Genomic DNA, 26918 nt, shown 5'->3' with positions numbered 1-26918 from the left:
GCCGGGCCGGTGGGATTCCGGCTCGACGGCCCCGTCGGGAGAGCAGCGCCCGCGCGCCTCACCTTCCGGTGGGGCGCAGCACCACCGAGTAGGTGTGCGGGCGGTCGGCACGCACCCGGTACTCGTCCCGCACCGGATTCGGCGTGTCACCGAGGCCGGTGACGGCATCGGAGACGTGCAGCGTGATGAACGGGTCCTCGCGCAGCTGGTAGGCGAAATCCGTGCGCTCGGCGTTGGAGTACCGGTCGGCGGAGACCGCCAGCGAGTCCCCGGAGACCGACAGCCCCGCGTGCTCACCGGAGAGCTTCACCCACTCGGTGTCGACCTTGACGCCGTTGTCCTGCGGCGGCAGGAAGTCGAACCACTGCTCGTCGACCGTCGAGGACCAGCGCCCGATGTGCTGCGAGTCCTTGCGATCGGGATAGGACTCGCCGGGGCCGCGGCCGTACCAGGTCATGTCGCCGAACGACTCGGGCACCCGCAGCGACATCCCGACCTTGGGCAGCCACGGCAGCGAACGCATCCGTTCGCCGTACGCCTCGACCCGGTGCTGCAGTTCGATGCCTCCGGCGGAGTCGATCCGATACGTCCAGCGGCTGTCGAAGCCGTCACCGGAAACGTCGGGGGCCGAGGAGCGGGTGCGCACGACCACCTTCGCCTTCCCGGAGTCGGAACGGCTCACCCGAACCGAGCGAACCTCGGTCTCCAGCCGATCCAGTCCCAGCTCCCGGAACTGCGCCTCGGGGTTGACCCCGCTCCAGTTGCTCCACTCGTTACCGGTCGGCGGCCGGAACACGTCGAGCTCGGGGCCGCCGAGCAACCGCTCGGTTCCGTCGGTGGACAGCGAGCTCAACGTCCCCTGGTCGCGATCGAAGGTGTACCGGAAACCGGCACCCCGCACCTGGACGTCCTCGGCGGCACGCTGCACCGAGAGGGACTCCGTGCTCCGGTTCCGCTTCCGGTCGTCGCTACCGGGAGCGGCAGGGGCCTGCTCACCACCCGCCGCGAGCTGTTCGGTGGCGATGGTGTGCCCCGCGGGGATGCTGCGGGAGGCCTCCCGCAGCTTGGCGGTGAGCACCAGGAAGCGCTCCGTTTCACCCGCGCTCGGCAGGTCCAGGTCGACCTGTCGGCTCTCGCCCGGCCCCACGGTCACGTTCACCGGACCGGCTGCCAGCTCGCGACCGTTGGACATCAGCTTCCACCGCAGGTCGTAGGCGTCGGTGCTCAGGGTGTGGTTGAGGTTGCGCACCACGAACCGGCCGTCGGCGGCCTCGGTGGCCCCGTCGACCGTGTCGAACCGGATCGGAGCGTGGCTGTAGGCAAGCTGCTTCAGCTCCGGCTGCGGCGTGCGGTCGGCGTTGACCAGACCGTTCACCACGAACTGCGAGGAGCCGTACGTCTCGTACTCTCCCGCGCGTCGCTGCTCGTCGAAGTTCAGCGCGAGAACCGCCCGCTGGGCCGGGTCGGCACCGGAGGAGATGTCGCCCGGTGCCAGCGCACTGTCGTAGACGCGGGCGTTGTCGACCACGGCGTGCGCGGTCCGCCCGGCGAAGCTGTCCCGGTGCTTCTCCTGGTTCCGGCCGACGGTGACGGTGTACATGGTGTTGTGCGCGATCGTCCCGTCGTAGGCCTCGGCAGCCACCTGCTCACCGTCGAGGAAGAGCCGCACCTGCGAACCGTCGTAGGTGCCGGTGATGCGGTGCCAGTTGCCCCACCAGTCGTCGGGGATCTCCACCCTGGCGGTGTGCCAGCCGCCCTCGCCGTAGACGAAGAACTCGATGTGGTCGCGATCGGGCATCTGCAGTGCCCACTGCTTGTCGCCCTTGGCCAGGAAGGTGTTGGAACCGTCCCAGGACAACGGCTTGACGCGGACGTCGAGCGTGACCTCCTCGCCCGTTATGCCGAGCTTCGGGTCGCGGTAGGCCTGCGCCCAGTCGTCCATTCCGGACAGCTGCAGCGCCTTGCCCGTCACGCCCTCGACCAGCGAGGGGTTGCCGTTGACGTGTACCGGGATGTCGTTGCCCGAGGAGTCGGGCAGCATCCGGCGTTGCCGCGAGAGGCCCTGATCGACCCAGTCCCACACGAATCCGCCCTGCAGGGCGGGCTCGCTGCGGATGGTTTTCCACATGTCCTCGTAGTGCCCGAGGCTGTTGCCCATGGCGTGCAGCCACTCGCCCATGACGACCGGTTTGGTCTCGGTGCGGGCGATCTCCTTCAGCGCACCGGGCGAGGGATAGCGCGGCCCGGCCACGTCCGCGTAGGGCGCGTCACCACCGTGGTTGTTGGCCTGGTGGTAGAGCAGCCTGGTCGGATCGACCGTGCGGGCGTGCTCGGCCATGTCGTAGTGGGCCTTGCCGAGTCCCGCCTCGTTCCCGGTATCCCAGATGATCACGCTCGGGTGGTTCTTGTCGCGCTCCATCATCGCGTCGAACCGATCCGCGAAGGCGGCCTGCCATGCCGGGCGGTCGGCGAGACAGTCCTGTTCGGGGGCCGCGGAGCAGTTCTCCCGGTAGTGGGTCTCGGTGTCGACCTCGTCGGCCAGCAGCAGACCGTTGCGGTCGGCCAACCGGTACCAGTACGGATCGTTCGGGTAGTGCGAGGTCCGTACCGCGTTGATGTTGTTGCGCCGCATCAGGGCGACGTCCTGCCGCTGGCGTTCGCGGCTGACCGTGCGACCGGTCTCGGGATCGTGCTCGTGTCGGTTGACGCCGCGCAGGTTCACTGGCTTGCCGTTGAGCAGGATCTGCCTGTCCTTCGTGGTGACCTCGCGGAAACCGACCGGCTGCTGGGTGGTCTGCACCACCTCGCCGTCGGGTCCGAGCAGCCGCAGCACCACGGTGTAGAGCGCGGGGTTCTCGTCGCTCCACAGCTCGGGGTCCTCGATCTTCCGGCTGAGGTCGATGCGGGAGCTTCCCCCCTCGACCTTCGCGGTCCCGTCGAGCCCGGCCACCCGGTCACCGCCGGGGCCGTATAGCTCGGCCCGCACGCGGTGCCGTCCGGTGGTGCCGCCCCGGACCGAACTCAGATCCACCCCGATGCCGAGTGTCGCGTCGGTGTAGGAGTCGTCCAGATCGGTACGGACGGTGACGTCGGACATGTGGGTGCGCGGCACGCTGTAGAGCCGGACGCTGCGGAAGATCCCGGAGAAGTGCCAGAAGTCCATGTTCTCCAGGTAGCTGCCCGCGCTCCAGCGGTGGACCCGCACGGCGATGGTGTTCTTACCCGGATGCAGGTACTGGCTGATGTCGTACTCCGCCGGGGTGTAGCCACCCTGGTCGTAGCCGACGTAGTTGCCGTTGATCCACACGAAGTTGCCGCTGGTGGCGCCCTCGAACCGAAGCAGCTGGCGCCTGCCGTCCCAGTCCTTCGGGAGATGGAACTCCCGGACGTAGGCACCGGTCGGGTTCACGTCGTCGGGAACCTTCGGCGGATCGTACGGGGACACCTCGGAGGAGACGTTGCGGTAGACGGGATGACCGTATCCCTGCTGTTGCCAGACTCCCGGCACCGAGATGTCGTCCCACTGCCTGGTGCGGCTTCCGCGCTGCCAGCCTTCGGGGAGTTCGCGGTAGTGATCGGTGTAGCGGAACCGCCACTGCCCGTCCAACGACTTGGTCCAACGGGTGGGGCGGTCCTGTTTCGCCGCGGTGTCCTGGCGTGCGGCGCGCAACGCCTGTTCCGCGTTGTCGTAGGGGCGTAGGTAAGCGTGATGTGGCTGCTGGTTCTCCCCGACCCTGCTCGGGTCCTCCAAGTAGGACTCGACCGTGGCGGGATCGGTGGGACCGTCCGACTGCCGTGCCTGCGCCGTGGCGGGCGCCAGCACGACCATGACGGCCATCGCCGTTGCCGAGGCCAACCAGCCCGCGGGACGTAATCCACGTCTCGCGCTCATGAGCACCTCCCTCAGCAACAACACAGTGTGTGATCTTGTTTTTTCGTGTTTGTCACTGTGTTGTTGCTGAGGGATCTTGTCCGATTCGTCGGACGGGGTCAAGATTCATCCCGCCGGTACCGCCCGAACAGGGCAGTACCGGCGGGACACGGACACCGGCGGCACAGCGATTTCGCGAGAAATTGACATCCGTACCCGGCGCCCGCGGCTTCCGTGGGGCAGCTACTCGAACGATTTCAGAGCAGGCCCGTGAGCTCGGGCGGGAGCTCCGCGTCCTCGGGTATCGGCCCGCGCGCGAGCAGTGCCTCCGCCGCGACCTCGTCCAGCCCGGCCGTGCCGGTCAACACCTCCCGGGCCTGCCTCGGAGGCAGCTGATTGAACCACCGGGCCACCAGGTGCCGCAGTCCGTCCTCGGCCGCCCGGCCGTGCAGCCGCAACCGGGCCATCCCACCGTCCGGGAACACGTCCAGCCGCACGTGGGTGACCTCGGCACGTACCGGCAGGCGGAACCGGTGGCAGGTGTCGGGCCGCAACCCGGTGCGCGGCAGCAACTCGCTCCAGGAGGCCGGATCCTCCGGGTCGGCCTCGCGGGCGTCGCAACCGGAGAGCGATGCCCAACCCGGCGCGTTGCCCTTGAAGTGGCTGGTGTCCACCTCGGCGCGCTCCACGGTCCCGGCCGCGGCCAGCCGCACCGAGACCCAGTCGTTGCCGTCGTCCCTACGGCGCGCGGTCTCCCAGCCCTCTCCCATCACCCGGGCCAGTCCGGGAGCGAACAGGTTCGACGGCGAGGAGAAGAACATGTTGCTGCAACCGGTGACCCGGCCGCCGTTCTCCAACGCGCCCAGATCGAAGCGGTCGGAGACCCAGCGCGGATCCGCCACCGGCTCACCGTGCACCCGCAGCCGAGCGATACCGCCGTCCGGATGCATGCACAGCCGAACGTGGGTGTAGCGGTGCGGCGGATCCACGTCGAAGACGTTGCGGGTGTGGCCCTCGACCGGGCTGGGCGGCAGGATCTCCTCCCACTCCGCGTGTTCGAGCTCCGCCGGATCGGGGTACCCCTCCACCGCGCAGGCCTGCACCGAGACCTCCGGTGGATAGTTGCCCTTGAAGAACGAGGTGTCGACGACGAGCCTGCGGATCAAGCCGGGCAGGCCGAGTCGGACGAGCGCGTGGTCGAAACCCGGCTCCCGGCGCCTGCGGGTCTCCCAGCCGTCGTAGATCTGTCCCTTGTGGCCGAAGCTGTAGGGCTGGTAGGTGGGCTCCTCGGGTTTGAGGAGGTTCTCCCGCTCGGCGAAGAACTCGTCGTTGGCGTACTCGGCCGAGCCGCCGTAGACCCGGGAGGCGAGATCGGGCAACGACGAGCGGTACGCATCCTCGCTCGTGGTGTCCTGGTTCCGGCTCATGCTTCTCCTCGGTTGAGCAACTTGCCCGTGGGGGCGTCCCCGGCTTCCGGACCGGCGATCGGTGTACCGCGCAGCCAGGTCGAGCGCACCACTCCGGCCAGAGCTCGGCCGTGGTAGGCGCTCACCGCGTTGCGGTGCTGGAGCTTCTCCGCGTCGACCACGTAGGCCTCGTCCGGCGCGAAAACGCACAGATCGGCGTGGGAACCGACCGCGAGGGCTCCCTTGTCGCGCAGCCCGGAGACCCGGGCCGGGCCGGACGACATCCAGGACACGACGTCGCTCAGCTCGAAGCCCCGGATCCTGGCCTGGCTCCACACCGCCGACAGTCCGAGTTGCAGGCTGGAGACCCCTCCCCAGGCGACGCCGAAGTCGCCGATGTCCAGCCGCTTGAGCTCCGGAGTGCACGGCGAGTGGTCACTGACCACGCAGTCGATGAGCCCGTCGGCCAGTCCTCGCCACAGCAGCTCGCGGTTGGCGGCCTCCCGCACCGGCGGGCAGCACTTGAACTGGGTGGCGCCGTCCGGGATCTCCTCGGAGGTGAAGGACAGGTAGTGCGGACAGGTCTCCACGGTCACCCGCACCCCGTCGGCACGTGCCGAGGCGATCATCGGGAGCGCGTCGGAGGAGGACAGGTGCAGGATGTGCACGCGGGCCCCGGTTCGCCGGGCGAGTTCGAGCACCTGGGCGATGGCCATGTTCTCGGCGCCGCGCGGCCGGGAGTGCAGGAAGTCGCGGTAGTTCTCACCGTGCGCGCTCGGGGCGTGCTCGATGGCGTCGGAGTCCTCCGCGTGCACGATCATCGTCGCGTCCAGCTCCGCGACGATGCGCAGCGCCCGCTCCAGCTCGGTGGAGTCCAGCGGCGGGAACTCGTCCACCCCCGAGTGGAGCAGGAAGCACTTGAACCCGTAGACACCGCTCTCGTGCAGCCCGCGCAGTTCGTCGAGGTTGCCGTGCACGGCGCCGCCCCAGAAGCCGACGTCGACGTGCACGTTGTTCTCGGCGACCTTGCGCTTGACCTCCAGTGATTCCGCGTCGATGGTCGGCGGCAGGCAGTTCAGCGGCATGTCGACGATCGTGGTGATGCCGCCCTCGGCGGCCGCGCGGGTCGCGGTGGGGAACCCCTCCCACTCGGAGCGGCCGGGATCGTTGACGTGCACGTGGCTGTCCACCATGCCGGGGAGCAGGACCTCGTCCTCGGCGAGCTCGACGGTGCGGGCACCCCGCATCGGGGCGTCGAGGGCTTCGACGGCCGCGATGCGTCCCTCCCGGACGCCCACACTGCCGGATACCTCCCCGTTAGGGCCGATCAACCTCCGCGCGCGGAACACGACGTCGAATTCCGGAGCCGAGGAGTTGACGGGTTCGACCACCGCGACTACCTCCCAACTAAATTTTCAACAAAATGTTGAACCCTATCCCCTGTTCGGTCAACCCCTGGCGGATGACCGTGAGCCGCTCGATCCGCGTGGCGGTGCAGGTGGCGGGACCTCTCGCAGCGGTGCCGACCGGGAGGGTGGTAGGAGTGTGGCCTGCGGGAGTGGTCGGAGTGCGGCACCGCGCCGTCCCCCCGCACGGCGATTTCGCGAGAAATCGACGGAGCCGGTGCCCCACCGCTGCTCGTGGGCGTCGATTTCTCGCGAAATTTCCGCCCCGGAGAGCGCCGTCGGGAAGTCACCGTGAGTGTCGCAGCGTGAGTGTCTCGAGCGCGTGAGGCGGATGCATCGCGAGGCCAGGCCGCTCGCCACGTAGGTCGCTACTCAAAAGCCGGCCCGACGCTCCCAAGGCGCCCACTCACGTGACCGCTACGCAACCACGCTGCCCGAGCGGGGAACATCACAGAAAGTCGTCGGCGATGTGCTCGCCCACTCGCTGGAGGAGGTGGGCGGCCCCCTCGATGGAGCGGGCGGGGTCGGGCTGCAGGTGCGCCAAGGCGTAGACCGCCGTGAAACCGCCGTCCCGCAGACGTTGCCGGGACAACGAGCACTTGCCCGCCACGGCCACGGTGGGCACACCCGCCTCGGCGGCACGCGCGGCCACGGCCGCGGGAACCTTGCCGTGCAGCGTCTGTTCGTCCAGCGCGCCCTCCCCGGTCACCACCAGCGCCGCACCAGCCAGATCGCGGTCGAAGTCGACGAGTTCGAGCACCACGTCGCTGCCGGAGCGGAACCTCGCGGACAGCGCGGTCATGGCTCCGTACCCCACGCCACCCGCCGCACCGGCGCCGGGACGGTCGGCGGCCGACTCCCCGGTGGCGCGGCCGATCACCTCGGCGAACCGCTCCAGTGCGCCATCGAGCCGCCGCACCTGCTCCGCACTCGCGCCCTTCTGGGGGCCGTAGACATGCGCGGCGCCGGAGGAACCACACAGCGGGTTGTCCACATCGGATGCCAACACCAGGTCCACGTCTGCCAGACGCGGGTCCAAACCGGACAGATCGGCCTCGGCGATCCGTTCGAGTCCCCCACCTCCGGGGGAGAGCGGATTCCCGGCCGCATCGCTGAGCCGGGCTCCCAACGCGGTGAGCATTCCCGCCCCACCGTCGGTGCAGGCACTGCCGCCGACACCGAGCACGATCCCGCTCACCCCGGCGTCCAGCGCGGCGACGATCAGCTCCCCGGTCCCGTGGCTGGAGGCCCGCAGCGGATCGAACTCGCCGGGCGCGAGCAGCGCGAGCCCGGAGGCCGAGGCGAGCTCGACGACCGCGGTCGTCTCGCCGACCGCGATCTCCGCGTCCACTCTCCTACCGGTCGGCCCGGTCACCCGCACGAGCGAACGTTCGAACCGCCCGGTGGCCAGCGCTGCCCGCACGGTGCCGTCGCCCCCGTCTGCGACCGGGCTGCCGCGGACCGCGACCGCGGGCATCCTGCCGCGCAGCCCCGCGGTGACCGCCTCGGCGACCTCGGCCGCGGTCAGCGACCCCTTGAACTTGTCCGGTGCCACGAGAACATGACCAGTCACAACACGCTCCGCATCTTCGAAGAGAGGGTGCCCCCTGCCAGTTAAGCCCGGCACCGAGGCAGAGGGCACCCCTGGCGTCGACCGTCCGGTCGACCCCGGTCTCGGAACCCGTGCCGCGCCGCGGGCCGATCGGAGGTGGCCCGGGGCGGCGGGCGGTACGGGTAGTCACGGCCGGACGGAGTGGCCCGACCCGAAGCGGGGAACCGATCAGCCGACCGGTTCCGGCTCGTTCATCGCGTCGATACGGACCCCGTTGGCGGTGTTGGCCTCGCGCTCGATCATCACCTCGACAAGCACCGGCCTGCTGGTGGCCACCGCTTCCTTGCGCGCCCACTCGATGGTCTCGCCGAGTTCGGCGGGATCGAGCACGCGACGCCCGGAACAGCCGTAGGCCTCCATCACCTTCACGTTGTCCGTGCCGTGCTCGTCGTAGTGCAGGTCGACCTCGGTGTTCATGTCGTAGCCCTGTTCGGCCATGCGAATCAGCCCGAGGTACTCGTTGTTGAGCATGATGATCACGAAACCGACGTCGTACTGCGCGGCCACGGCCAGCTCCTCCACGAGGAACTGGAAGGAGTAGTCCCCCACCACCGAGACGACCTCGGCCGAGGGCTCGGCCGACTTGACCCCGATCGCGGCGGGAATCTCCCAGCCGAGCGGACCGGCCTGGCCGCACACCTGGTAGTGCCTGGGTTTGTGGGTACGTTGGAACTGCCCGGACCAGATCTGGTACAGCCCGATCGCGGTGGTGAAGTAGGTGTCCGGCCCGAAGATCTCGTTGATCTCCCGGAACACCCTGGGGGCCTTGATCGGCACGCTGTCGTAGTCGTCCGGCCTGGTGTGGGTCTTCTTGAGCTCGTTGACCCGGTCCACCCAGGAGTGGAACCGGGGTGCGGCCGAACGGCGTCGAGCGGTTTCCAGCAGCGCGTTCAGGAACGGCCCGGTGTCGGAGACGATGCCCAGATCGGGACCGAACACCTTGCCCAGCTGAGTGGGCTCGATGTCGACGTGGATGAACCGGCGATCCCCGCGGTAGACGTCCAACGCTCCGGTGTGCCGGTCACCGAAGCGCGCACCCAGCGCCAGCACCAGGTCGGACTCCATGAAGGACTGGTTCCCGTAGCGCTGGCTGGTCTGGATACCGGTCATACCCGCCCAGAGTTCGTGATCCTCGGGGAAGGACCCCTTGCCCATCAGGGTGACCTGCACCGGGATGCCCAGCAGTTCGGCGAGTTCGCGCAACCGCTCGTGCGCCTCGCCCAGCACCACGCCGCCCCCGGAGAGGATCAGCGGACGTTCGGCCCGCTGCAGCATGTCCAGCGCGCGTTCCACCCGGGGTTGGTGCGGCTCCACCCGGTGAATCGGCAGCGGCGCGTCGATGCTCGGGTCCCATTCGATCTCCTGCCGCTGCACGTCGAGGGGCAGGTCGATCAGCACCGGCCCCTGCCTGCCGGAGCGGGCGACGCGGAAAGCCTCCCGGAAGATCCACGGCGCCTGGGCGGCTTCCTTCACCTGCACCGCCCATTTGGTGACGGGTTTGGCGATGTCGACGATGTCGACCGCCTGGAAGGCCTCCTGGTGCAGCTTGTCGGAAACCGCCTGACCTGTGATGCACAGGATCGGCACGGAATCGGCCTGGGCGGTGTAGAGACCGGTGATCATGTTGGTGCCCGCAGGACCGGAGGTCCCGATGGCGACACCCACGTTGCCGTTGGTGCGGGACCACCCGTCTGCCATGTGGGTGGCGCCCTCCTCGTGGCGCACGGTCAGGTGCTCGATGTCGCGGTGCTCCAGCGCCGCGTACAGCGGCAGGATGGCCGCCCCGGGGCAGCCGAACGCGACGTCGACTCCCTCGGATTCGAGGACGTCGACGACAGCCTGCATGACGGGAACCTTCGGCATGGTATGCACGACCTCTCCGATGCGGCGGGTTCGCGGCGGCACGGTTGCTCGACGGTGCCGCGGAGTGCGAACCTGCCGTGGTGACACTCGGTGTGGGGCCGGGACGACGGCGGCCGTCCGAGCCGTGTGGGATGCGGAGGTCTCCGCTCCGCGCGGTACGCGGCGACGGTCCGGAGTCCGTACGCACGCACCGGGGTTGTTCCGACGGGTGGGTGGCCCGGATGCTTGGCGGCGTTGGTGCCACCCTTCCCTCGGAAATCGTGCGACAGTGGTTCGCCCGCTGGGGTTCGCCCGCTGGTCATTCCCTGCCGCTGAGGCGGGCGATCTGCCGGAACAGCCCGGAGTGATCCAGCGAGCCGTCCCCCTGGGCCACGGCCGCGGCCATGAGCTGCGCGACGAGGCTGCCCACGGGGGTGGCGACGCCGGACTCGCGGGCCGCGCTCTGCAGAATGCCCAGGTCCTTGTGGTGCAGTTCGATGCGGAATCCCGGCTTGAAGCTGCGTTCGCGCATGCCCTTGTTCTTGGCGTCGAGCACCTTGCTGCCCGCTAGTCCGCCGCCGAGCACCTGGAACGCCGACTCGGTGTCGACTCCCTGCGCCTCCAGGAAGGTCAGCGCCTCGCCGACGAGCGCGATGTTGCCCGCCACGATGAGCTGGTTGGCGGCCTTGACCGTCTGACCGGACCCGGCCGGGCCGACGTGCACCACGGTTTTGCCGACCACGTCGAACACCCCGGACGCCGCCCGGAACGTCTCGCTCTCGCCTCCGACCATGATGGACAGTGCACCGTCGATGGCGCCCTGCTCCCCACCGCTGACGGGGGCGTCCAGCGCGCGGACCCCCTGCTTGTCCGCCTGTTCGGCGACCTTGCGCGAGACCTCGGGACGGATGGTGCTGCAGTCGATCAGCAGCGCACCGGCCGGGGCGTGCGCCAGCACGCCGTCGTCGCCGAGCACCGCCGTCTCGACGTCCGGGGAGTCGGGCAGCATGGTCACGATCACCTCGGCGTCGGAGACGGCCTCGGCGATGGTGCTCGCTCCCTTGCCGCCCGCGTCGACCAGTTTCTCCACCTTGGCGCTGCTGCGGTTGTAACCGGTTACCTCGTACCCGGCCTCGACGAGGTTGGCGGCCATCGGGCCACCCATGATGCCGAGTCCGACGAACCCTACCTTGGTCATCGCGTTTCCCCTCTCGTCACTGAAGTCCTCGAGTTCACTCTCTCCGTCAATTTCTCGCGAAATCGCCGCGCCCTCGGCGGTGCGAAGCCGAACTCCGACCACCCTCGCAGCCCGCACCGCAGCGGGTTCTCCCGTGCGGCGTCGATTTCTCGCGAAATCGCCGCGCCGGGGCCGCTGTCGGGACGCGGCCGTGCGGGTCGCAGCGCGGGTGTCCCCGGTGCGTGAGTCGGATGCATTGCGAGGCAGGGCCGCTCGCCGCGTAGGTCGCTACTCAAGAGCCGGCCCAACGCGGCAAGGCGCCGACTCACGTGACGGCTACCCGACCACCGCGCCAGAGCCGACGTAGTCACGCTCAATAGATCCAGCCGAAGCTGTCGGCGCTGGTGCCGCTGGGCTTGTACTCCAGCGCCACGTGCCCGCGATAGCCGGCCCGCTGCAGCTTGGCGAAGTAGTGGTCGAAGTCCACCTGGCCGGTGCCGGGCTCGTTTCGACCGGGGGCGTCGGCGATCTGGACGTGCCCGATCCGAGCGGCGTGGTTGTCGATGGCGGCTGCCGGATCGTCACCGTTGGCGATCAGGTGGTACAGGTCGAACAGCAGCCGCAGATTGTCCACACCGCCCGATTCACGTACCCGGTCGATGACGGCGACCGCGTCGTCGGCCTTCTTGAGCGGATAGCTGGGGGTGCCGCTGACCGGCTCGATCAGCACGGTGCCGTCGACGCGCGCGGCTCCCTTCGCCGCGGCGGTGAGGTTCTCCACGGCCGCGGCGTCCTGCTCGGCGGGCTGTACGCCCTCGATCCGGTTGCCGTAGAGGGCGTTGAAGGCGGTGCAGCCCAGCCGTGCGCCGATTCCCACCGCCACGTCGACGTTGTCGCGGAACTCGGCGGACCTGGCGGGGTGCGAGAGCACGCCACGGTCCCCGGCGGGCATGTCGCCGGCGAAGAAGTTCAACCCGACCAGGGAGACACCGGCGTCCTCGACGGCGCGGACGAACTTGTCGACCTCACCGTCGCCCGGAACGGCCTCGGAGAACGGCCACCAGAACTCGATGGCGTCGAAACCGGCTGCCTTGGCGGCTGCGGGCCGGGACAACACGTCGAGCTCGGTGAACAGGATCGACGTGTTGACTGCGTACGGGAAGCGATGCATCCGTGTGCCCCCTTGATTCACCCGTATTTCACATAGTGAAATTTTTATTTCGTACAGCGATAGAATACTGAGTGTCCACGACAGGGTCAACACCCGTCGCACCGGCGGGCTACCGTGATGAGGCGTACGACGGGGACGGACGGCAGCGGAGGTGCTCGATGCGACTCAGAGCCGAGTTCACGACGGAACCGTTCGAGGGCGAGGGCGATCCCCCCGCGCACGCGGCCGTGGCTCGGGACGCGCTGCGCGAGTCCGGGCTGGAGCCGGAGTTCGGGCCGCTCGGTACGGCCATCAGCGGGGAGCGGGCAGTGTTACTTCCGGCCCTGTCGGCGGTGCTGGAGCGAACCCTGGACGCGGGGGCGGACCGAATCACCCTGCAGGTCAGCATCGACGACACCCCCCCGGGACGGTTGAGGTTTCACGTGCATCCGCTGACTTCCGCGATCCAGCCGCTGCTCAGCCGGATCGGCGCCAGCACGGTGCCGGTCGAGGAACGGAGATCCGATGACGTACTGCTCTACTGGGACGGCGTGCCCGCCGTCGCGGTACGGATGCCGAACGAGGAGCTCACCAGCGCACTGGATCGATTGATAGCGCAGGTCGAGACCGAGCTCGGCGCGGGCCTGGCCGACCTGTCTCGGGCCGACAAGCAGCGCGCCGTGCGCCTACTCGAGGAACGCGGCGCCTTCACGCTGCGCAAATCGGTGGAATCGGTGGCCAAGAAACTCGGGGTCAGCCGCTTCACCGTCTACAACTACCTCAACCGCGAACGCTCCTGAACAACCGCCGTCCGCCTCTTCGACGGCCCCCGCCTACGCCTCCCCAGCGGCCCGGCCGCGCCGCACTCCCCCGCCGGACCCGCGCTCCCCGGTTTCCCCTCTCGACCGGCGCGGCGATTTCGCGAGAAATCGATACCGCGCCGAACGGGGACACGCCGCACAGCCCCGGTCGGCGCGCTGCTCCGAACGCAGTAGCGCGCCACCGACACGCGCAGTGGTCCCGGATCGGGCGTTTCGGCCGAACACCTCTCCCCAAAACCGCGATCATTGTGCGAACGCACAGCGTGGACCAGCAACTTTCAACAAAGTGTTGACACCCTCGGTTGAGCGGCCTTAACTTTTGCCACCAGCCGCTCCGAGGGAACATGCGGGTGAACCCGAGGAGAACAACCACGCGAATCCGTGGGGAACACCGATGTCAGCACCATCTTCCACCGGCGCCGGCCCGGGACTGGCCAGGCTCAACAGCCTGCCCCGGCCCGAGCTCGTCAAGAAACTGCTGGCCTGCCTCGATGTGCAGCGCTGGGCGAACGAGCTGGCCGACAACCGGCCCTACGAGTCCGACAACCAGCTCTACGAAACGGCCGACCGCGCGGCGAACGAGCTCACCGAGTCGGAGATCCACTCCGCGCTGGCCGCTCATCCGAGGATCGGCCAGCGATCCACGGGCAACGACACCTCGGCCTCGTGGTCGCGCCGGGAGCAGTCCGGCGTCGACGCGGACGACACCAAGCTGGCCGTGGAGCTGGCGGAGGCCAACGAGGAGTACGAACGCCGCTTCGGGCACGTCTACCTGGTGTGCGCGAGCGGACGCAGCGGACCGGAGCTGCTGGAGATCCTGCGTTCCCGACTGGACAACGACCCCGAGACCGAACTGCGCGTCGTCGCCGACGAACTGCGCAAGATCGCGAGACTACGGCTGGCGAGAGTGATCGAAGCGTGAGCGAGACAACCACGAGTGCCGTCACCACACACGTCCTGGACTCCTCCCGGGGGCTGCCCGCCGCGGGGATCGAGGTCGCGCTGGAGCAGGCCACGCGGGACGGGTGGACCTCCCTCGGCGAAGCCGTGACCAACGACGACGGCAGGGCCAAACAGCTCGGACCGAGCCGCCTGACCGAAGGCACCTACCGGCTGACCTTCGAAACAGGAGCATATTTCCAACGCCTGGGCGTCGACTCCTTCTATCCGCAGGTGCAGATCACCTTCCGCCTCGCGGACGCGGAGCAGCACTACCACGTTCCGCTGTTGTTGAGCCCGTTCGCCTATTCCACATACCGAGGGAGCTGATCAGCTCATGGGCATCGTCATGGGCCCCAACCAGTACGGCAAGTCCGAGTGCCGCATCGTCACGATCAACCGGGGCAGCAGCAGGCACACCATCAAGGACCTCAACGTCAGCACCGCGCTGCGCGGCGACTTCGACGACACGCACTACACCGGTGACAACGCCAAGGTGCTGCCGACCGACACCCAGAAGAACACGGTCTACGGCTTGGCGAAGGAGCAGCCGGTCGGTGAGATCGAGGACTTCGCGGTACGGCTCGGACGGCACTTCATCGACACCCAGGAGCCGGTCAAGGGCGCGCGCATCCTCGTCGAGGAGTACGCCTGGGAACGCATCCCGGTCGCGGGAACCGGGCACGACCACTCGTTCGCCAGGTCCAGCGACGAGAAGCGCACCACCGCGGTGACCATCGACGGTTCGGAGACGCACGTGGTCTCCGGACTCAAGGACCTGGTCGTGCTGAAGTCCACGGGTTCGGAGTTCTGGGGATACCCCAAGGACCGGTTCACCACGCTGGGGGAGACCGAGGACCGGATTCTCGCGACGGCGGTCACGGCACGGTGGCGTTATCTGCACACCGATGTGGACTGGGCGAAGAGCTTCGGCTCGATCCGGGAAACCATGCTCGAAACATTCGCCACCACCCACAGCTACGCGTTGCAGCAGAGTTTGCACGAAATGGGCAAGGCAGTGCTGGAAAAGCACCCCGAGGTCGCCGAAGTGCGAATGTCGCTGCCCAACAAACATCACTTCCTGGTGGACATGGAACCGTTCGGCATGCAGAACGAGAACGAGGTTTTCTTCGCCGCCGACCGCCCATACGGACTCATCGAGGGCACCGTGACCCGGGACGACGTCGACGAGGCACCGCGAGCCTGGTACAGCCTGCCGGAATTCTGATTCCGCCGCCGGGGTCGCCGGAAGCAGAACCGGCGACCCCGTTGTCTCAACTCTCACCTTTTTCTCCGGAAACCACACCGTTACTCGACGGCAACGCCTGATTCGAGATTTCGCAGAGAATTGATTTAGCTAACCCATATTTCCTCCGTGGCCCAGGAGTACCCAATGCCCCTGTTCATCAGTAGGCGCAATCGCGGCACGAGAAACGGAAGACAGGACTCCCATCCGGTGGACGAGGTACTTCCGCCGGGCAAATTGCTGGCCTACGGTGTGCAGCACATCGCCGCGATGTACGCGGGTGTGGTGGCGCCTCCACTGATCATCGGCCAGGCATTGGGGCTGGACCCGCTCCGAATGACGCTGCTGATCGGCGCGAGCTTGCTGACGGCGGGAATCGCGACCCTGCTGCAGGCGGTCGGTGTCTGGCGGGTCGGTGCGCGCATGCCGTTCGTCAACGGCGTCACCTTCGGCTCCGTGGCCCCGATCCTGGCCATCGTCGCGCAGCACGACCAGCAACAAGCACTGTCCATAGTGTACGGCTCGGTGTTGATCGCCGGGATCCTCGCCTTCATCGCCGCACCATACTTCTCCCGGTTGGTGCGCTTCTTCCCGCCGCTGGTCAACGGCACCGTGATCACGCTGATCGGACTGTCGCTGTTCCCCGTCGCGATCGGTTGGATAGCCGGTAACGACAGCGAGGCCGCCGACTTCGCCTCTCCGCTGCGGATCGGACTCGGTGCGGGAACGTTCGTACTGGTACTGCTGCTCAACAGATTCCTCAAGGGATTCTGGAACCGGATCGCCCTGCTGATCGGCCTGGTCATCGGAACCCTCGTGGCGTGGCCGCTGGGCGCGGTGGACAGCTCCACCTTCGAGCAGGCCCCGATTTTCGACGTCCCCATGCCGTTCGAACTCGCCACTCCGGCGTTCAGCCTGACGGCGACGATCTCCATCTGCATCGTGATGCTCGTCGCGATGATGGAGAGCACCGCGGACATGATCGCGCTGGGCGAGATCGTGGATCGCCCCGCCGATGAGCAGACGATCGCCGCCGGGCTGCGCGCCGACGGAGCGGGCAGCGCGCTGAGCGCGGTGTTCGGCGGATTCACCTGCAGCGCGTTCGCGCAGAACGTGGGGCTGGTCGCGCTGACCAGGGTCAAGAGCCGGTTCGTCGTGGCGGCCGCGGGTGGCGTGCTGATCATGCTCGGGTTGTTCCCGATCGTCGGCGCCGTGGTCTCGCTGGTACCGCAGCCGGTGCTGGGTGGTGCGGCGCTGGTGCTGTTCGGCTCGGTCGCCTCCAGCGGGATGCGCACGCTGGGCAAGGCGGATCTCGGTGACCCGCTGAACTCGCTGGTGGTCGCGGGGGCGGTGGGGGTCGGCATGATCCCGATCGTGTCGCCGAACTTCTACGAGCACTTCCCCGCCGCGCTGCGTACCGTGCTGGACTCCGGCATCAGCACCGGCTGCCTGGCAGCGCTGGCGCTGAACCTGCTGTTCAACGGGGTACGAGGCTCCGGGCAGGGCGAGCACCCGGCTTCCGGAGTGGACGAGACCCCGGAAGGGGCGGCAGCAGCGGCGCTCTCGGTCGACACCGCCGAGCCCGAGGAGGTGGGTGCGGGCGGAACGCAGGCAGGGCCGGTTCCCCCTCCCAAACCGAACAGCCTCGCGCAGGACACCGAACGCACCAACTGACAGCGGTTCGCGACCGCCCGGTCAGGTGGCCTCGACGGCCGGGTGATCGGTGGCGCTTCGGAACACCGCCCACCCGAGCGACACCCGAAGAGCGAGTCTCCCGAAAAGCGGGGATCCCGAAAAGCGGGGACCCGGTCCGTGCGGCCGGGTCCCCGCTTCGCGCGTTTCGGCCGCGACACTCATCGGGACTCACCCGGGGATCCGGAGCCACTGTGCTTCTTGTTCCCGTTTTTCGCACCGTTTCCCGTACCGCCTCACCCGGCACGGGAGCCCGTGATCATCTTCCCACCGGTTTCGGGAAAATCCCGGATTAATCACTCCGGGCAGCTCGTCGTTCGCTCCGCCGCGGCCCGTTGCTTCCCGGAGCCCCCGAAAAGGAAACCAATCGAGCGGACAATCGGGGGAAAACACGAATGACGCGTAAATCCTGCCAAAAACGGACGAAACCCGGAATGCGGCCGTTACGGCGCACCGCTCTCACCCTTCCGGAGCAGGATACTCGACCGGAAGGCGGCAATCCGGCCGAAACTCCGAACAGCTTCTTGCCACCTCCCCCATCGGTGGGAAAAATTCGCTCCGCCCGTTCGCGAACCGAAAATCATCGACCACCGATTCCCACGGCGGGAGCGAACAGATGCCCGACAGACGGCGGGACGCGAAACCGAACGAGACCACCCGGCGAGCGCTGCTCGGCGGCACCCTGCTGGGAACCACGGGCCTGTTACTGGGCGGAACGGCAGCGGCCACGACCTCACCGCCGAGCACGCGTGCGTTGAGCATCGCGGGTACCGACTCCTGGGGAGCACGCCCGCCCCGGAGCGAGCCGGTGGTACTGGCGCGCCCGGCCCGCAAGATCATCGTGCACCACACCGCCACCCCCAACAGCACGGACTACTCCCGCGCGCACGCGTTCGAGCTGGCACGGTCCATTCAGGACTACCACATGGACCACAACGGCTGGATCGACACCGGCCAGCACTTCACCCTCAGCCGGGGCGGCCACCTCACCGAAGGCAGGCACCACAGCCTCGCCGCCTTCGACAGCGGTGGCAACCACGTGGTCAGCGCGCACACCAGCGGGCAGAACAGGTTGGCCGTGGGGATCGAGAACGAGGGCACCTACAACAGCGTGGCGTTCCCAGGTACCCAGTACGACAAGCTGGTCGAACTCTGCGTGGCGCTGTGCGACTCCTACGGTATCGAGTCCTACGAGATCTACGGGCACCGTGACTTCAACGCCACCGGCTGCCCTGGCGACCGGCTCTACGCCCTGTTGGGACAGCTGCGCGCCGACGTGGCCGCCTCGGTCGGCGGGGATCCCACCGGGGTGAGCTGGCCGCTGCTGCGCCCCGGTGACGAGGGCGAGCGGGTACGGACACTGCAGCACCTGCTCAACGAGCACGGCGCCACGCTGAGCATCGACGGAATCTACGGTCCCGCCACCGAGACCGCGGTGAGCGACTTCCAGCGCTCCACCGGCGCCATCGTGGACGGTCTGGCGGGCACCCAGACGTGGAACCAGGCGGTCCGTGACCGCGAGAACGGTGACAGCGGCCCGGCGGTGCGGGCGGTGCAGCACCGGCTCGGCACGACGGTGGACGGCATCTTCGGCCCGGTCACCGAGTCGGCGGTGCGGAACTTCCAGGACGGTCGCGGGCTGCGTGTCGACGGTGTGGTCGACGCCCGCACCTGGGACGAGCTGCTCGGTTGATCCTTCGAGCACACCGGTTTTCCGTTACGGCGGTGCGCACCACCAGAGCGCGCCGTCCGAACCCCTACGAGGGAGGTAGGAAATGAAACGAACAGGTCGTTCGATGCTGGGTCTTCTCGGCGCGTTCACGCTGAGCCTGGGCCTGTTGGGCGGGACGAGCGTGCTCGACCCGGCGCCCGCCGCCGCGGACTCCTGCTACACCTGGGGAGAGACGCTGTCCCAGGGTGACAGCGGCAGCGATGTCCGCAGGTTGCAGGTTCGCGTGGCGGGCTGGGCTGCCTACGGCGACCCGGTCAACATCGACGGTGTCTACGGCCCGGAGACCGCCAACGCGGTGGAGCGGTTCCAGAGCGGCTACGGGCTGACCGTGGACGGAGTCGCCGGGCCGGAGACCTACAGCCAGATCTACTCGCTGCAGGACGCCGACTGCACCCCGGCGCACTTCGCGTACTCCGAGTTCACCTCCGGTGACGGCAGCGGCTTCTCCGGCGGAAACACCAGCACCTCGAACGTGCGCAGCAACGTGCTGCGCAACATGTGGAAGCTGGAGGCGATGCGGCACAAGATGGGCGACAGCCCGCTCTACGTCAGCTCCGGGTTCCGCAGCGTCTCGCACAACGACGCCGTGGGCGGCGCCCCGAACAGCAAGCACACCTACGGCCTGGCGGCGGACCTGACCGGTGCTCACTCGCTGTGCGACCTCGCCCGCGCGGCCAGGAGTTCCGGCTTCAACGGCATCATCGGACCCGGCGCTGCCGGGCACAACGACCACACCCACCTCGACACCCGCTCCGGCAGGTACTGGAACGCCCCGAACTGCTTCTGATCGAAATTTTCCGGCCGGAGTGCCGGGATGCTCGCTTGGCGGAACCTCCCGCCGGCTCTCGCTCCGGGGGCCCGACATCGGGTAGCGACCTACACAACGTCGGGCCGTCCTCACGAGAGCGCGACGCGGGAGAACCCGCGGGTGGTCGGGCTGCGTAAGTGGTTTTCCGCGGGGCCGACTACTCGGGTCGGGTTTTTCGGCTCTGCCGCGCAGCAGGTACCGCTTCGATCGTCGGCACGGCTGCAAACCACAACGAGCCGTGCGAAACGCTTCGACACGACCGTGCCGTACCGGGCAACCGGTACGGCACGGTCGTCGGTTCGGCCGCACACCGATAGTGTGCGTGACGTGACCCGCACCGAACGGCACGGCCGGTACCTGCCGCACTACGCGAGCGTCGTGTGGGCGCTGCTGTTCGCCGCGCTGAGCGTGTTCTGGGCGTTCGGCGGCCGCACCGGCGCGCATCCGCTGGAAACCGACGATCCGACGCCGCTGTTCACGCTGCTGAACCTCGGGGCGGCCCTGCTCAAGGCCGGTATCGGCCTCGCCGCCTGGCTGGCCACCCGGCAGTGGCGAAGCCGGGCGGTGCGCGGACTGCTCGCGCTGGTGCTCTGGACCTCCGGGGTGGTCTGCGCGGTCTACGGCCTGTTCGGAGTGGTGGGCAACAGCCTGGTGCTGGCCGGAGTCGTACCGGTCGAGGGCGGCGTCAGCCACTGGTACTGGTACTACGTGCTGCTCTGGGACCCCTACTGGGTACTCGGCGGAGTGCTGCTGCTGGCCACGGCGCTACGCTCCGGCGATCCTCGCGATACTCGGGCTTCGGGCACCGGACGACGGATGTTCTGAGGGCGGTTGTCCCGATGGCCGCGCCGAGCGATCCACGGCCGGAACGGTGCCTTCCCGCTTCGCCGTCGCACCATCCGCCCCGCGATTTCGCGAGAAATCGACGCCGCGCCCGGTGAAAACGGGCCGCTCCCGTCCGGTGGTGGCAGAAAAGTTGGGAGAATCGACATTGTGGCCGCCCGCGCGCGACGGCCAACATGATTCCCATGCGCTCCCGCAACGTGCTCGTGGTTCTCTTCGAGGGAGTACAGAGTCTCGACGTCACCGGGCCGCTGGAGGTGTTCGCCGGTGCCAACGAGCGGCAGACCTCCGGTGGTGGCGAACCGGAGTACGTCGTGCACACCGCCGCTCTCGACGCTCGACCGGTCCGCACCTCCAGCGGGCTGCTGCTCACTCCCGACCGGGATCTTCGCGAGGTGTCGGCACCGGACCTGCTGCTCGTTCCGGGCGGCGTAGGTACCCGCACACCGTGTCCCGAACTCGTGGATTGGATCCGTTGGGCAGCTCCGAGAATCGAACGGATCGTATCGGTTTGCACGGGAGCCTTCCTGCTCGCGGAGGCAGGCGTGCTGTCCGGACGCAGAGCCACCACGCACTGGGCCCACTGCGAATCCCTGGCGAACCGTTTCCCGGATATCGAGGTCGTGGCGGAGCCGATCTTCGTTCGGGACGGCGGCGTAGCCACCTCGGCGGGAGTAACCACGGGTATCGACCTCGCGCTGGCACTGGTCGAGGAGGACCTGAACCGCGATACCGCTCTGTTGATCGCACGATACTTGGTGGTCTTTCTACGACGTCCCGGCAATCAACCACAGTTCAGCGCACCGCTCGCCAATCAGACGGCGCGGCGCGAGCCGCTGCGGGACCTGCAGCAGTGGATCGTCGAGCACCCCGCTTCGGACCTCTCGGTAGCGGCACTCGCACGGCGGGCCAACCTCTCGCCGCGCCAGTTCGCGCGCTCGTTCAGCAGCGAGGTGGGTATCCCACCCGGACGATACGTGGACCGCGTGCGGCTGGACGCCGCGCGACGCGCACTCGGGGACACCGGCGCGGAAATCGCTGAGATCGCGCGGCACTGCGGGTTCGGCACGACGGAGACGATGCGGCGCGTCTTCCTGCGGGATCTCGGTGTCAGTCCTTCGGAGTACCGCGACCGCCTGCGCTGTGAATCAAGCCTTGTCTAGGAGAAGAATGCGGATCGCCATCCTGCTGTTCGACCGGTTCACCGCGCTGGACGCGGTCGGTCCCTACGAAGTTCTCAGCAGGCTGCCCGATACCGAGGTCGTGTTCGTCGGCGAAGACCGCGGAGCGGTGCGCAACGAGGTGGGAAGTCTCAGCCTGGTCGCCGATGCCGCTCTTCACGAAGTGTCCCGGCCGGACATCGTGGTCGTGCCGGGCGGCCCAGGGCAGACGGACCACATGTCCGACGGCCCCGTCCACGAGTGGTTGCGCACCGCCGACGAGAACACCACCCGTACGACTTCGGTGTGCACCGGATCGCTGATTCTCGCCGCGGCAGGGATTCTCGCCGGGCGCACCGCCACCTCGCACTGGCTCGCTCTGGAACAGCTGTCTCCACTGGGGGTGACCCCGAGCAGCGAGCGTGTGGTCCGTGACGGCAAGTACGTCACCGCTGCCGGGGTTTCCGCCGGTATCGACATGGGACTGGGACTCGCCGGGGAACTGGCGGACGAGGACACCGCGCGCCGTATTCAGCTCGGCATCGAATACGACCCGCTACCGCCCTACGGCTCGGGTTCCCCGGACAAGGCGCCCACCGAGATCACCGAGGCACTCCGGAACCGCAGCCGATTCCTACTGGAAGGGCGGTCCTGAGCATCGAACCCTCGGCACGGCGTTCTCGACGGCAGTCCCTCAGCAGGATGACGGCCCTTCCGGAGAACCACGAAAACTCCGGAAGGGCCGTCGATTTCTCGCGGAATCGCCGCTCCCGCCCGGATGCGGCGTTTCCGGAGAAAACTACACCCGACCGAGCTCGCGCAGCTCGGGCTCGGGAACACCGGTCATCCGGGCGACCTCCTCGGCGTCGGTGGCGCCGTTGTCCAGCGCCCGCACGAACGACGCCGCAAGCGCCCTGGCGGTGGCGGGCTCGTCCAGTACCGCTCCGCCGGTGGCGGAGACGTAGGCGGCCAGTCGAGCGGCCTCGGACTCGGCGGAGTCCCGGAACTCGGCGAACACGGCCGCGTAGCGCGTGACCAACTGCGCCGGGTGCAGGTCCCACCCCTGGTAGAAGCCGTGCTCCAACGAACGCCGCACCAGCCCGTAGTGGGTCCGCCAGCCGTGCCGAACCTGTTCGGCCCCGCCCACCGGCAGCACGTTGGTCGACCCGTCGGACAGGAAGATCCCGGTCCCCGCCGCCGACACCTGCATCACGTGTCTGGCGAAGTCGCAGGCCCGGTGCGCCAGGTGCTGGTGCGCGGCGGTGAGTCCGCAGCCCGCCGTGTAGTCGTAGGTTCCGAAGTGCAGCCCGCTGATCCGGTCACGTCCCGCTCCGATGAACCTCGGCAGCGCCAACCTGCCCTCGGTGTCCACGATGGACTGGGTGGTTTCCACCTGGATCTCGAACCGCAGCGAACCGGAGGCGAGTCCCAGGGTGCGCTCCACCAGCTCCAACACCTCGACGAACGCCTCCACCTGCCGCACGTCGACGACCTTGGGGAAGGTCAGCAGGAAGCCTCCGGGCAGCTCACCGTGCCTGGCGAGCAGCTCGGTGAGGAAGACGTCCAGCGTGCGCACCGAACGGGCACGCAGCTCGGGATCGTCGAATGACTTGACGCGCAGCCCGAAGTTGTCGGGAGCCGTGCCCTGCCGCAGCCACTCGGCCACCACACCGGCGGTGCGCTCGGCGTCGGCGTCCTCCACCTCGTCGCCGGGCGCACCGTAGCCGTCCTCGAAGTCGATGCGGAGGTCCTCCACGGGGGACCGCTGGAGCTTGGCCCGCACTCGCGGCAGTACCTCGGTGGCGCGGCGCTCGGAAACGTCGATGACCCCGGCGAGGTCCGCCGCGCTCGGGGCGTGCTCGTCGAGCGCCGCCAGCGCCTCGTCTCCCCAGTTCCGAAGGGTACCGGCGTCCACCCTGCCCGCCGGGACGTAGCAGGTGTGCACCGGCTGGCGCGCGGTCGCGGTCCTGCGGAACCTGGCGGCGATCCGCGCGTCGACATCGGCCAGCGGGGCCAGCCGAACGTCCACATCGGCCCGGTTCAACGAAGTACTGGGCACTTGTCCTCCTCCGAATTTTTAGGAGCGTCCGCGACTCGGTTCGCGTGGGCGGTTGCTTGGCGGAGCCTCTCGCGGGCTCTCGCTGCGGGTGCCCCGACATCGGATAGCGGTTCTGCACAACGTCGGAACCGTCCTCGCGAGAGCACCACGAGAGAACCCGCGGCGGTTCGGCCTCGAACAGGCACCCGCAGTGGCCGCCCGAACGCTTCCGGACGGCCACCGTGGCGGTCGATCAGTCGATCTGCTCGTAGGCGGGCAGCGTCAGGAAGTCGACGAACTCGTCGGCCACCGCGACCCGCTCGAACAGCTCCACGGCCCGGTCCAGGTTCTCGACCGGGAAGCCCTCCTCGGCGCGGAGTTCCTTCTCGGTGTCGGCGAGCACCTGGCGGACCAGGTCCTTGGTGACCTGCTGCCCGTCGTTGAGCACGATGCCGTTGTGCAGCCACTGCCAGATCTGCGACCGCGAGATCTCGGCGGTGGCGGCATCCTCCATCATGTTGTGGATACCGGCCGCACCGTTGCCGCCGAGCCAGGACACGATGTAGCGCACCCCGACGTCCACGGCCGAGCGCAGCCCCGCGAGGGTCTTGTCACCGGCGGTCTCGGCGGTGTTGAGCAGGTCGGCCGCGGCGACGGAGACGTCCTCGCGCTTGCGGTCCAGCTGGTTGGGCTTGTCGCCCAGCACCGCGTCGAACTCCTCCTTGCACACCGACACGGTGTCCGGGTGGGCCACCCAGGATCCGTCGAACCCGTCGTTGGCCTCGCGGCGCTTGTCGTCGTGGATCTTGGCCAGCGCGCGCTCGGTGACCTCCGGGTCACGCCGGTTCGGGATGAACGCGGCCATGCCACCGATCGCGAAGGCACCGCGCTTGTGGCAGGTGCGCACCAGCAGTTCGGTGTAGGCGCGCATGAAGGGAGCGGTCATGGTCACGCTGTTGCGGTCGGGCAGCACGAAGTCCGATCCGGCCGAGCGGAACGTCTTGATCACGCTGAACAGGTAGTCCCAGCGCCCGGCGTTGAGGCCGGCGCTGTGTTCACGCAGCTCGTAGAGGATCTCCTCCATCTCGAAGGCGGCGGGGATCGTCTCGATGAGCACGGTGGCGCGCACCGAACCCTGCGGCACGCCGAGCTCCTGCTGGGCCTGCACGAAGACGTCGTTCCACAGCCTGGCCTCGAGGTGGCTCTCCATCTTGGGGAGGTAGAAGTACGGCCCGGTGCCGCGGCGCAGCCCCTCCTGCGCGTTGTGGAAGAAGTACAGCCCGAAGTCCACCAGCGCGCCCACGACCGGCTGACCGTCGACGAGGATGTGCCGCTCGTCGAAGTGCCAACCGCGGGGACGGACCAGCGGGACGGCGTGCTCGACGTCGTCGCGCAGCTTGTACTGCTTGCCGTTGGAGTGCAGCTCGACCTGCTTGCGGATCGCGTCGTGGAGGTTGACCTGGCCGGAGACGACGTTGCTCCAGTGCGGCGTGTTGGCGTCCTCCAGGTCGGCCAGCCAGACCTTGGCGCCGGAGTTGAGCGCGTTGATGGCCATCTTGCGGTCGGTCGGGCCGGTGATCTCGACGCGGCGGTCGCGCAGCGCGGGCGGGGCCTCGGCCACCTGCCAGTCGGACTCGCGGATGTGGCGGGTCTCCGCCAGGAAGTCCAGCTTGCCGGTCCTGGCTGCCTCGTCACGGCGCTGCTGCCTGCGGGCGAGCAGCTCGTCACGTCGCGCGCCGAAGGAGCGCTGCAGCCGGGCGACGAAGTCCAGTGCCTCGGGGGTGAGGATCTCGTTGCCGCGCTCCACGGGAGCGCCGAGGACCTCAACGCCCTGTGCCGGGGTCGATCGGGACATGAGTCCACCTCTTTCTGATGCCGGGTTACAGACGGTGGCTGGTGACACAGCTTGCCGCGCCGGTGGCGCCCTCGCACCCCTTCGGAACCCACCCGCCGTGCTCGTCCGGCCGGGCGGTCGGAACGACAAGGACGGGTTCGAAAGCCGAAAGACTCGACCGAGCCCGTCACCGGCTCGCGGTACGCCCGTTATGTTTTTTGCATCGTGGAGGTTAGTTTCCGCATACCGTTACAGGCAAGATGAAGTGGACCACCCACCCCGCTCGGGCCGGGGCCGTCCGAGCGGGAGCCCACCCCGAAGAAGAGGTGACGGGCCCCGTTCGCCGGCTCCGCACGGGAGTGACGAGTTCGCCCACATCGGGAGCTCCCGGCTGATCGGGCGGATACACTGGCCCATCGCCGTACGGTGGAGACGGAAACCGACCGCTGACGGGGTCGAGCGACACACGGGAAGAGGAACACTGGATGGCGGCTGGACAGGACGCGGGCGGGAACGGATCCGATCGCGCCAAACCCACGCAGGGCGGCGTTCAGTCGGTCGAACGCACCTTCGAGCTGCTGGAGCTGATGGCCGACGCGGGAGGCGAAGTCGCCCTCAGCGACCTGGCGGAGGCTTCGGCGCTGCCGCTGCCGACCATTCACCGCATCATGCGCACGCTCGTCCGCACGGGCTATGCCCGGCAACAGCCGTCCCGCCGTTACGCGCTGGGCCCGAGCCTGATCCGGCTCGGCGAGACCGCCAGCCGCACCCTGGGTTCCTGGGCCCGGCCCTACCTGGCCGAGCTGACCGAGGCGACCGGGGAGACCTCGAACATGGCGGTGCTCGACGGGGCGCAGATCGTCTACGTCTCGCAGGTCCCCTCGCAGCACTCGATGCGGATGTTCACCGAGGTCGGCAGACGCGTGGACGCGCACGCCACGGCCGTGGGCAAGGCCGTGATGGCCACCATGCCCGAGGAGAGCGTCACCCAGGTACTCAACCGCACCGGAATGCACCCGCAGACCGAGCGGACCATCACCAGCGTCAACGGCATGCGCGAGGAGCTCGCCCGCATCCGCGAGCTCGGCTACGCCCTCGACGACGGGGAGCAGGAGGTCGGGGTGCGCTGCTACGCGGTGGCCATCCCGGACGCACCCGCGGCTTCGGCGATCTCGATCAGTGGCCCCGAGGCGCGGATGAAACGGATCGCCGTCAACGACGTGGTGCCGCTGATGCGGCGGCTGGCCACCGACCTCGGCAACGAACTCAGCGCGACGGGCGAGCCGGCCTGAACCGTCGTGCCGGCTTCCCCGGAGCATCGTGCGTCAGGTTGGGGGCCGC

20 protein-coding genes are annotated in these 26918 nt (G+C 68.5%); 11 read left to right on the top strand and 9 right to left on the bottom strand.

Going from position 1 to position 26918, the window contains the following annotated elements; all coding sequences use genetic code 11:
- Positions 1-58: 58 nt before the first annotated feature.
- The 7 genes from BLR41_RS00220 to BLR41_RS00190 all read right to left on the bottom strand — a co-directional run bounded on the left by BLR41_RS00220 (position 59) and on the right by BLR41_RS00190 (position 12485).
- Positions 59-3892 carry a glycoside hydrolase family 2 TIM barrel-domain containing protein gene (locus BLR41_RS00220; RefSeq protein WP_092625942.1) on the bottom strand — a complete coding sequence of 1278 codons (3834 nt, stop codon included), beginning with the start codon at positions 3890-3892 and terminating at the stop codon, positions 59-61.
- A gap of 236 nt (positions 3893-4128) precedes the next feature.
- Positions 4129-5298: an allantoicase gene (gene alc / locus BLR41_RS00215; RefSeq protein WP_092625175.1), complete on the bottom strand. Its 1170-nt coding sequence runs from the start codon at positions 5296-5298 to the stop codon at positions 4129-4131.
- Positions 5295-6668, bottom strand: coding sequence for an allantoinase AllB (gene allB, locus BLR41_RS00210; protein WP_092625173.1), 1374 nt, complete (start codon positions 6666-6668; stop codon positions 5295-5297). The genes alc and allB overlap by 4 nt, the downstream gene beginning before the upstream one ends.
- Positions 6669-7131: 463 nt before the next feature.
- Complete coding sequence (locus tag BLR41_RS00205; RefSeq protein ID WP_092625171.1) at positions 7132-8256, bottom strand: glycerate kinase; 1125 nt, start codon at positions 8254-8256, stop codon at positions 7132-7134.
- A 207-nt stretch (positions 8257-8463) separates the two neighbouring features.
- The gene (gene gcl, locus BLR41_RS00200) at positions 8464-10158 is read right to left on the bottom strand and encodes a glyoxylate carboligase (RefSeq protein ID WP_092625169.1); all 1695 of its coding nucleotides are present in this window, start codon (positions 10156-10158) and stop codon (positions 8464-8466) included.
- A 298-nt stretch (positions 10159-10456) separates the two neighbouring features.
- Positions 10457-11335, bottom strand: coding sequence for a 2-hydroxy-3-oxopropionate reductase (locus BLR41_RS00195; protein WP_092625940.1), 879 nt, complete (start codon positions 11333-11335; stop codon positions 10457-10459).
- A gap of 352 nt (positions 11336-11687) precedes the next feature.
- Positions 11688-12485: a hydroxypyruvate isomerase family protein gene (locus tag BLR41_RS00190; RefSeq protein ID WP_092625167.1), complete on the bottom strand. Its 798-nt coding sequence runs from the start codon at positions 12483-12485 to the stop codon at positions 11688-11690.
- A 158-nt stretch (positions 12486-12643) separates the two neighbouring features.
- Here BLR41_RS00190 and BLR41_RS23265 point away from each other — a divergent pair, with 158 nt between their 5' ends.
- The 10 genes from BLR41_RS23265 to BLR41_RS00135 all read left to right on the top strand — a co-directional run bounded on the left by BLR41_RS23265 (position 12644) and on the right by BLR41_RS00135 (position 22360).
- Entirely contained in the window at positions 12644-13264 is a 621-nt protein-coding gene (locus tag BLR41_RS23265; RefSeq protein ID WP_245693674.1) for a helix-turn-helix domain-containing protein, read from the top strand.
- 415 nt (positions 13265-13679) lie between these two features.
- On the top strand, positions 13680-14207 hold the full coding sequence (gene uraD / locus BLR41_RS00175) for a 2-oxo-4-hydroxy-4-carboxy-5-ureidoimidazoline decarboxylase (protein WP_092625165.1): 528 nt from the start codon (positions 13680-13682) through the stop codon (positions 14205-14207).
- Positions 14204-14554, top strand: a complete 351-nt coding sequence (uraH, locus tag BLR41_RS00170; RefSeq protein ID WP_092625163.1) for a hydroxyisourate hydrolase — start codon at positions 14204-14206, stop codon at positions 14552-14554. Before uraD ends, uraH begins: the two co-directional genes overlap by 4 nt.
- A 7-nt stretch (positions 14555-14561) precedes the next feature.
- Positions 14562-15452, top strand: a complete 891-nt coding sequence (pucL, locus tag BLR41_RS00165; RefSeq protein WP_092625161.1) for a factor-independent urate hydroxylase — start codon at positions 14562-14564, stop codon at positions 15450-15452.
- 165 nt (positions 15453-15617) lie between these two features.
- On the top strand, positions 15618-17144 hold the full coding sequence (locus BLR41_RS00160; RefSeq protein WP_092625159.1) for a nucleobase:cation symporter-2 family protein: 1527 nt from the start codon (positions 15618-15620) through the stop codon (positions 17142-17144).
- Between the two features lie 634 nt (positions 17145-17778).
- Positions 17779-18855: a peptidoglycan recognition protein family protein gene (locus BLR41_RS00155; RefSeq protein ID WP_092625157.1), complete on the top strand. Its 1077-nt coding sequence runs from the start codon at positions 17779-17781 to the stop codon at positions 18853-18855.
- A gap of 82 nt (positions 18856-18937) precedes the next feature.
- On the top strand, positions 18938-19681 hold the full coding sequence (locus BLR41_RS23590) for a D-Ala-D-Ala carboxypeptidase family metallohydrolase (RefSeq protein ID WP_281240918.1): 744 nt from the start codon (positions 18938-18940) through the stop codon (positions 19679-19681).
- A 348-nt stretch (positions 19682-20029) separates the two neighbouring features.
- On the top strand, positions 20030-20527 hold the full coding sequence (locus tag BLR41_RS23250) for a DUF3995 domain-containing protein (RefSeq protein ID WP_245693673.1): 498 nt from the start codon (positions 20030-20032) through the stop codon (positions 20525-20527).
- A gap of 203 nt (positions 20528-20730) precedes the next feature.
- The gene (locus tag BLR41_RS00140) at positions 20731-21708 is read left to right on the top strand and encodes a DJ-1/PfpI family protein (RefSeq protein WP_092625936.1); all 978 of its coding nucleotides are present in this window, start codon (positions 20731-20733) and stop codon (positions 21706-21708) included.
- Positions 21709-21715: 7 nt separating this feature from the next.
- Positions 21716-22360 carry a DJ-1/PfpI family protein gene (locus BLR41_RS00135; protein ID WP_092625151.1) on the top strand — a complete coding sequence of 215 codons (645 nt, stop codon included), beginning with the start codon at positions 21716-21718 and terminating at the stop codon, positions 22358-22360.
- Positions 22361-22504: 144 nt separating this feature from the next.
- Here the strand turns inward: BLR41_RS00135 and BLR41_RS00130 are convergent, their stop codons facing one another.
- Together BLR41_RS00130 and aceB are read right to left on the bottom strand one after the other, a co-directional pair.
- On the bottom strand, positions 22505-23764 hold the full coding sequence (locus tag BLR41_RS00130) for a DUF6986 family protein (protein ID WP_092625149.1): 1260 nt from the start codon (positions 23762-23764) through the stop codon (positions 22505-22507).
- 232 nt (positions 23765-23996) lie between these two features.
- Positions 23997-25598 (bottom strand): malate synthase A, encoded by a 1602-nt coding sequence (aceB, locus tag BLR41_RS00125; protein ID WP_092625147.1) that lies wholly within the window; start codon positions 25596-25598, stop codon positions 23997-23999.
- Between the two features lie 464 nt (positions 25599-26062).
- On the opposite strand from aceB, the gene BLR41_RS00120 reads away from it, so the two are divergent.
- Complete coding sequence (locus BLR41_RS00120) at positions 26063-26869, top strand: IclR family transcriptional regulator (protein ID WP_092625145.1); 807 nt, start codon at positions 26063-26065, stop codon at positions 26867-26869.
- Positions 26870-26918: the final 49 nt, after the last annotated feature.

It is taken from the genome of Actinopolyspora mzabensis (assembly GCF_900101095.1).
GTDB lineage: Bacteria > Actinomycetota > Actinomycetes > Mycobacteriales > Pseudonocardiaceae > Actinopolyspora > Actinopolyspora mzabensis.
The sequence above is the reverse complement of the archived record's forward strand: the minus strand, read 5'-3'. Positions and strand labels throughout refer to the sequence as shown.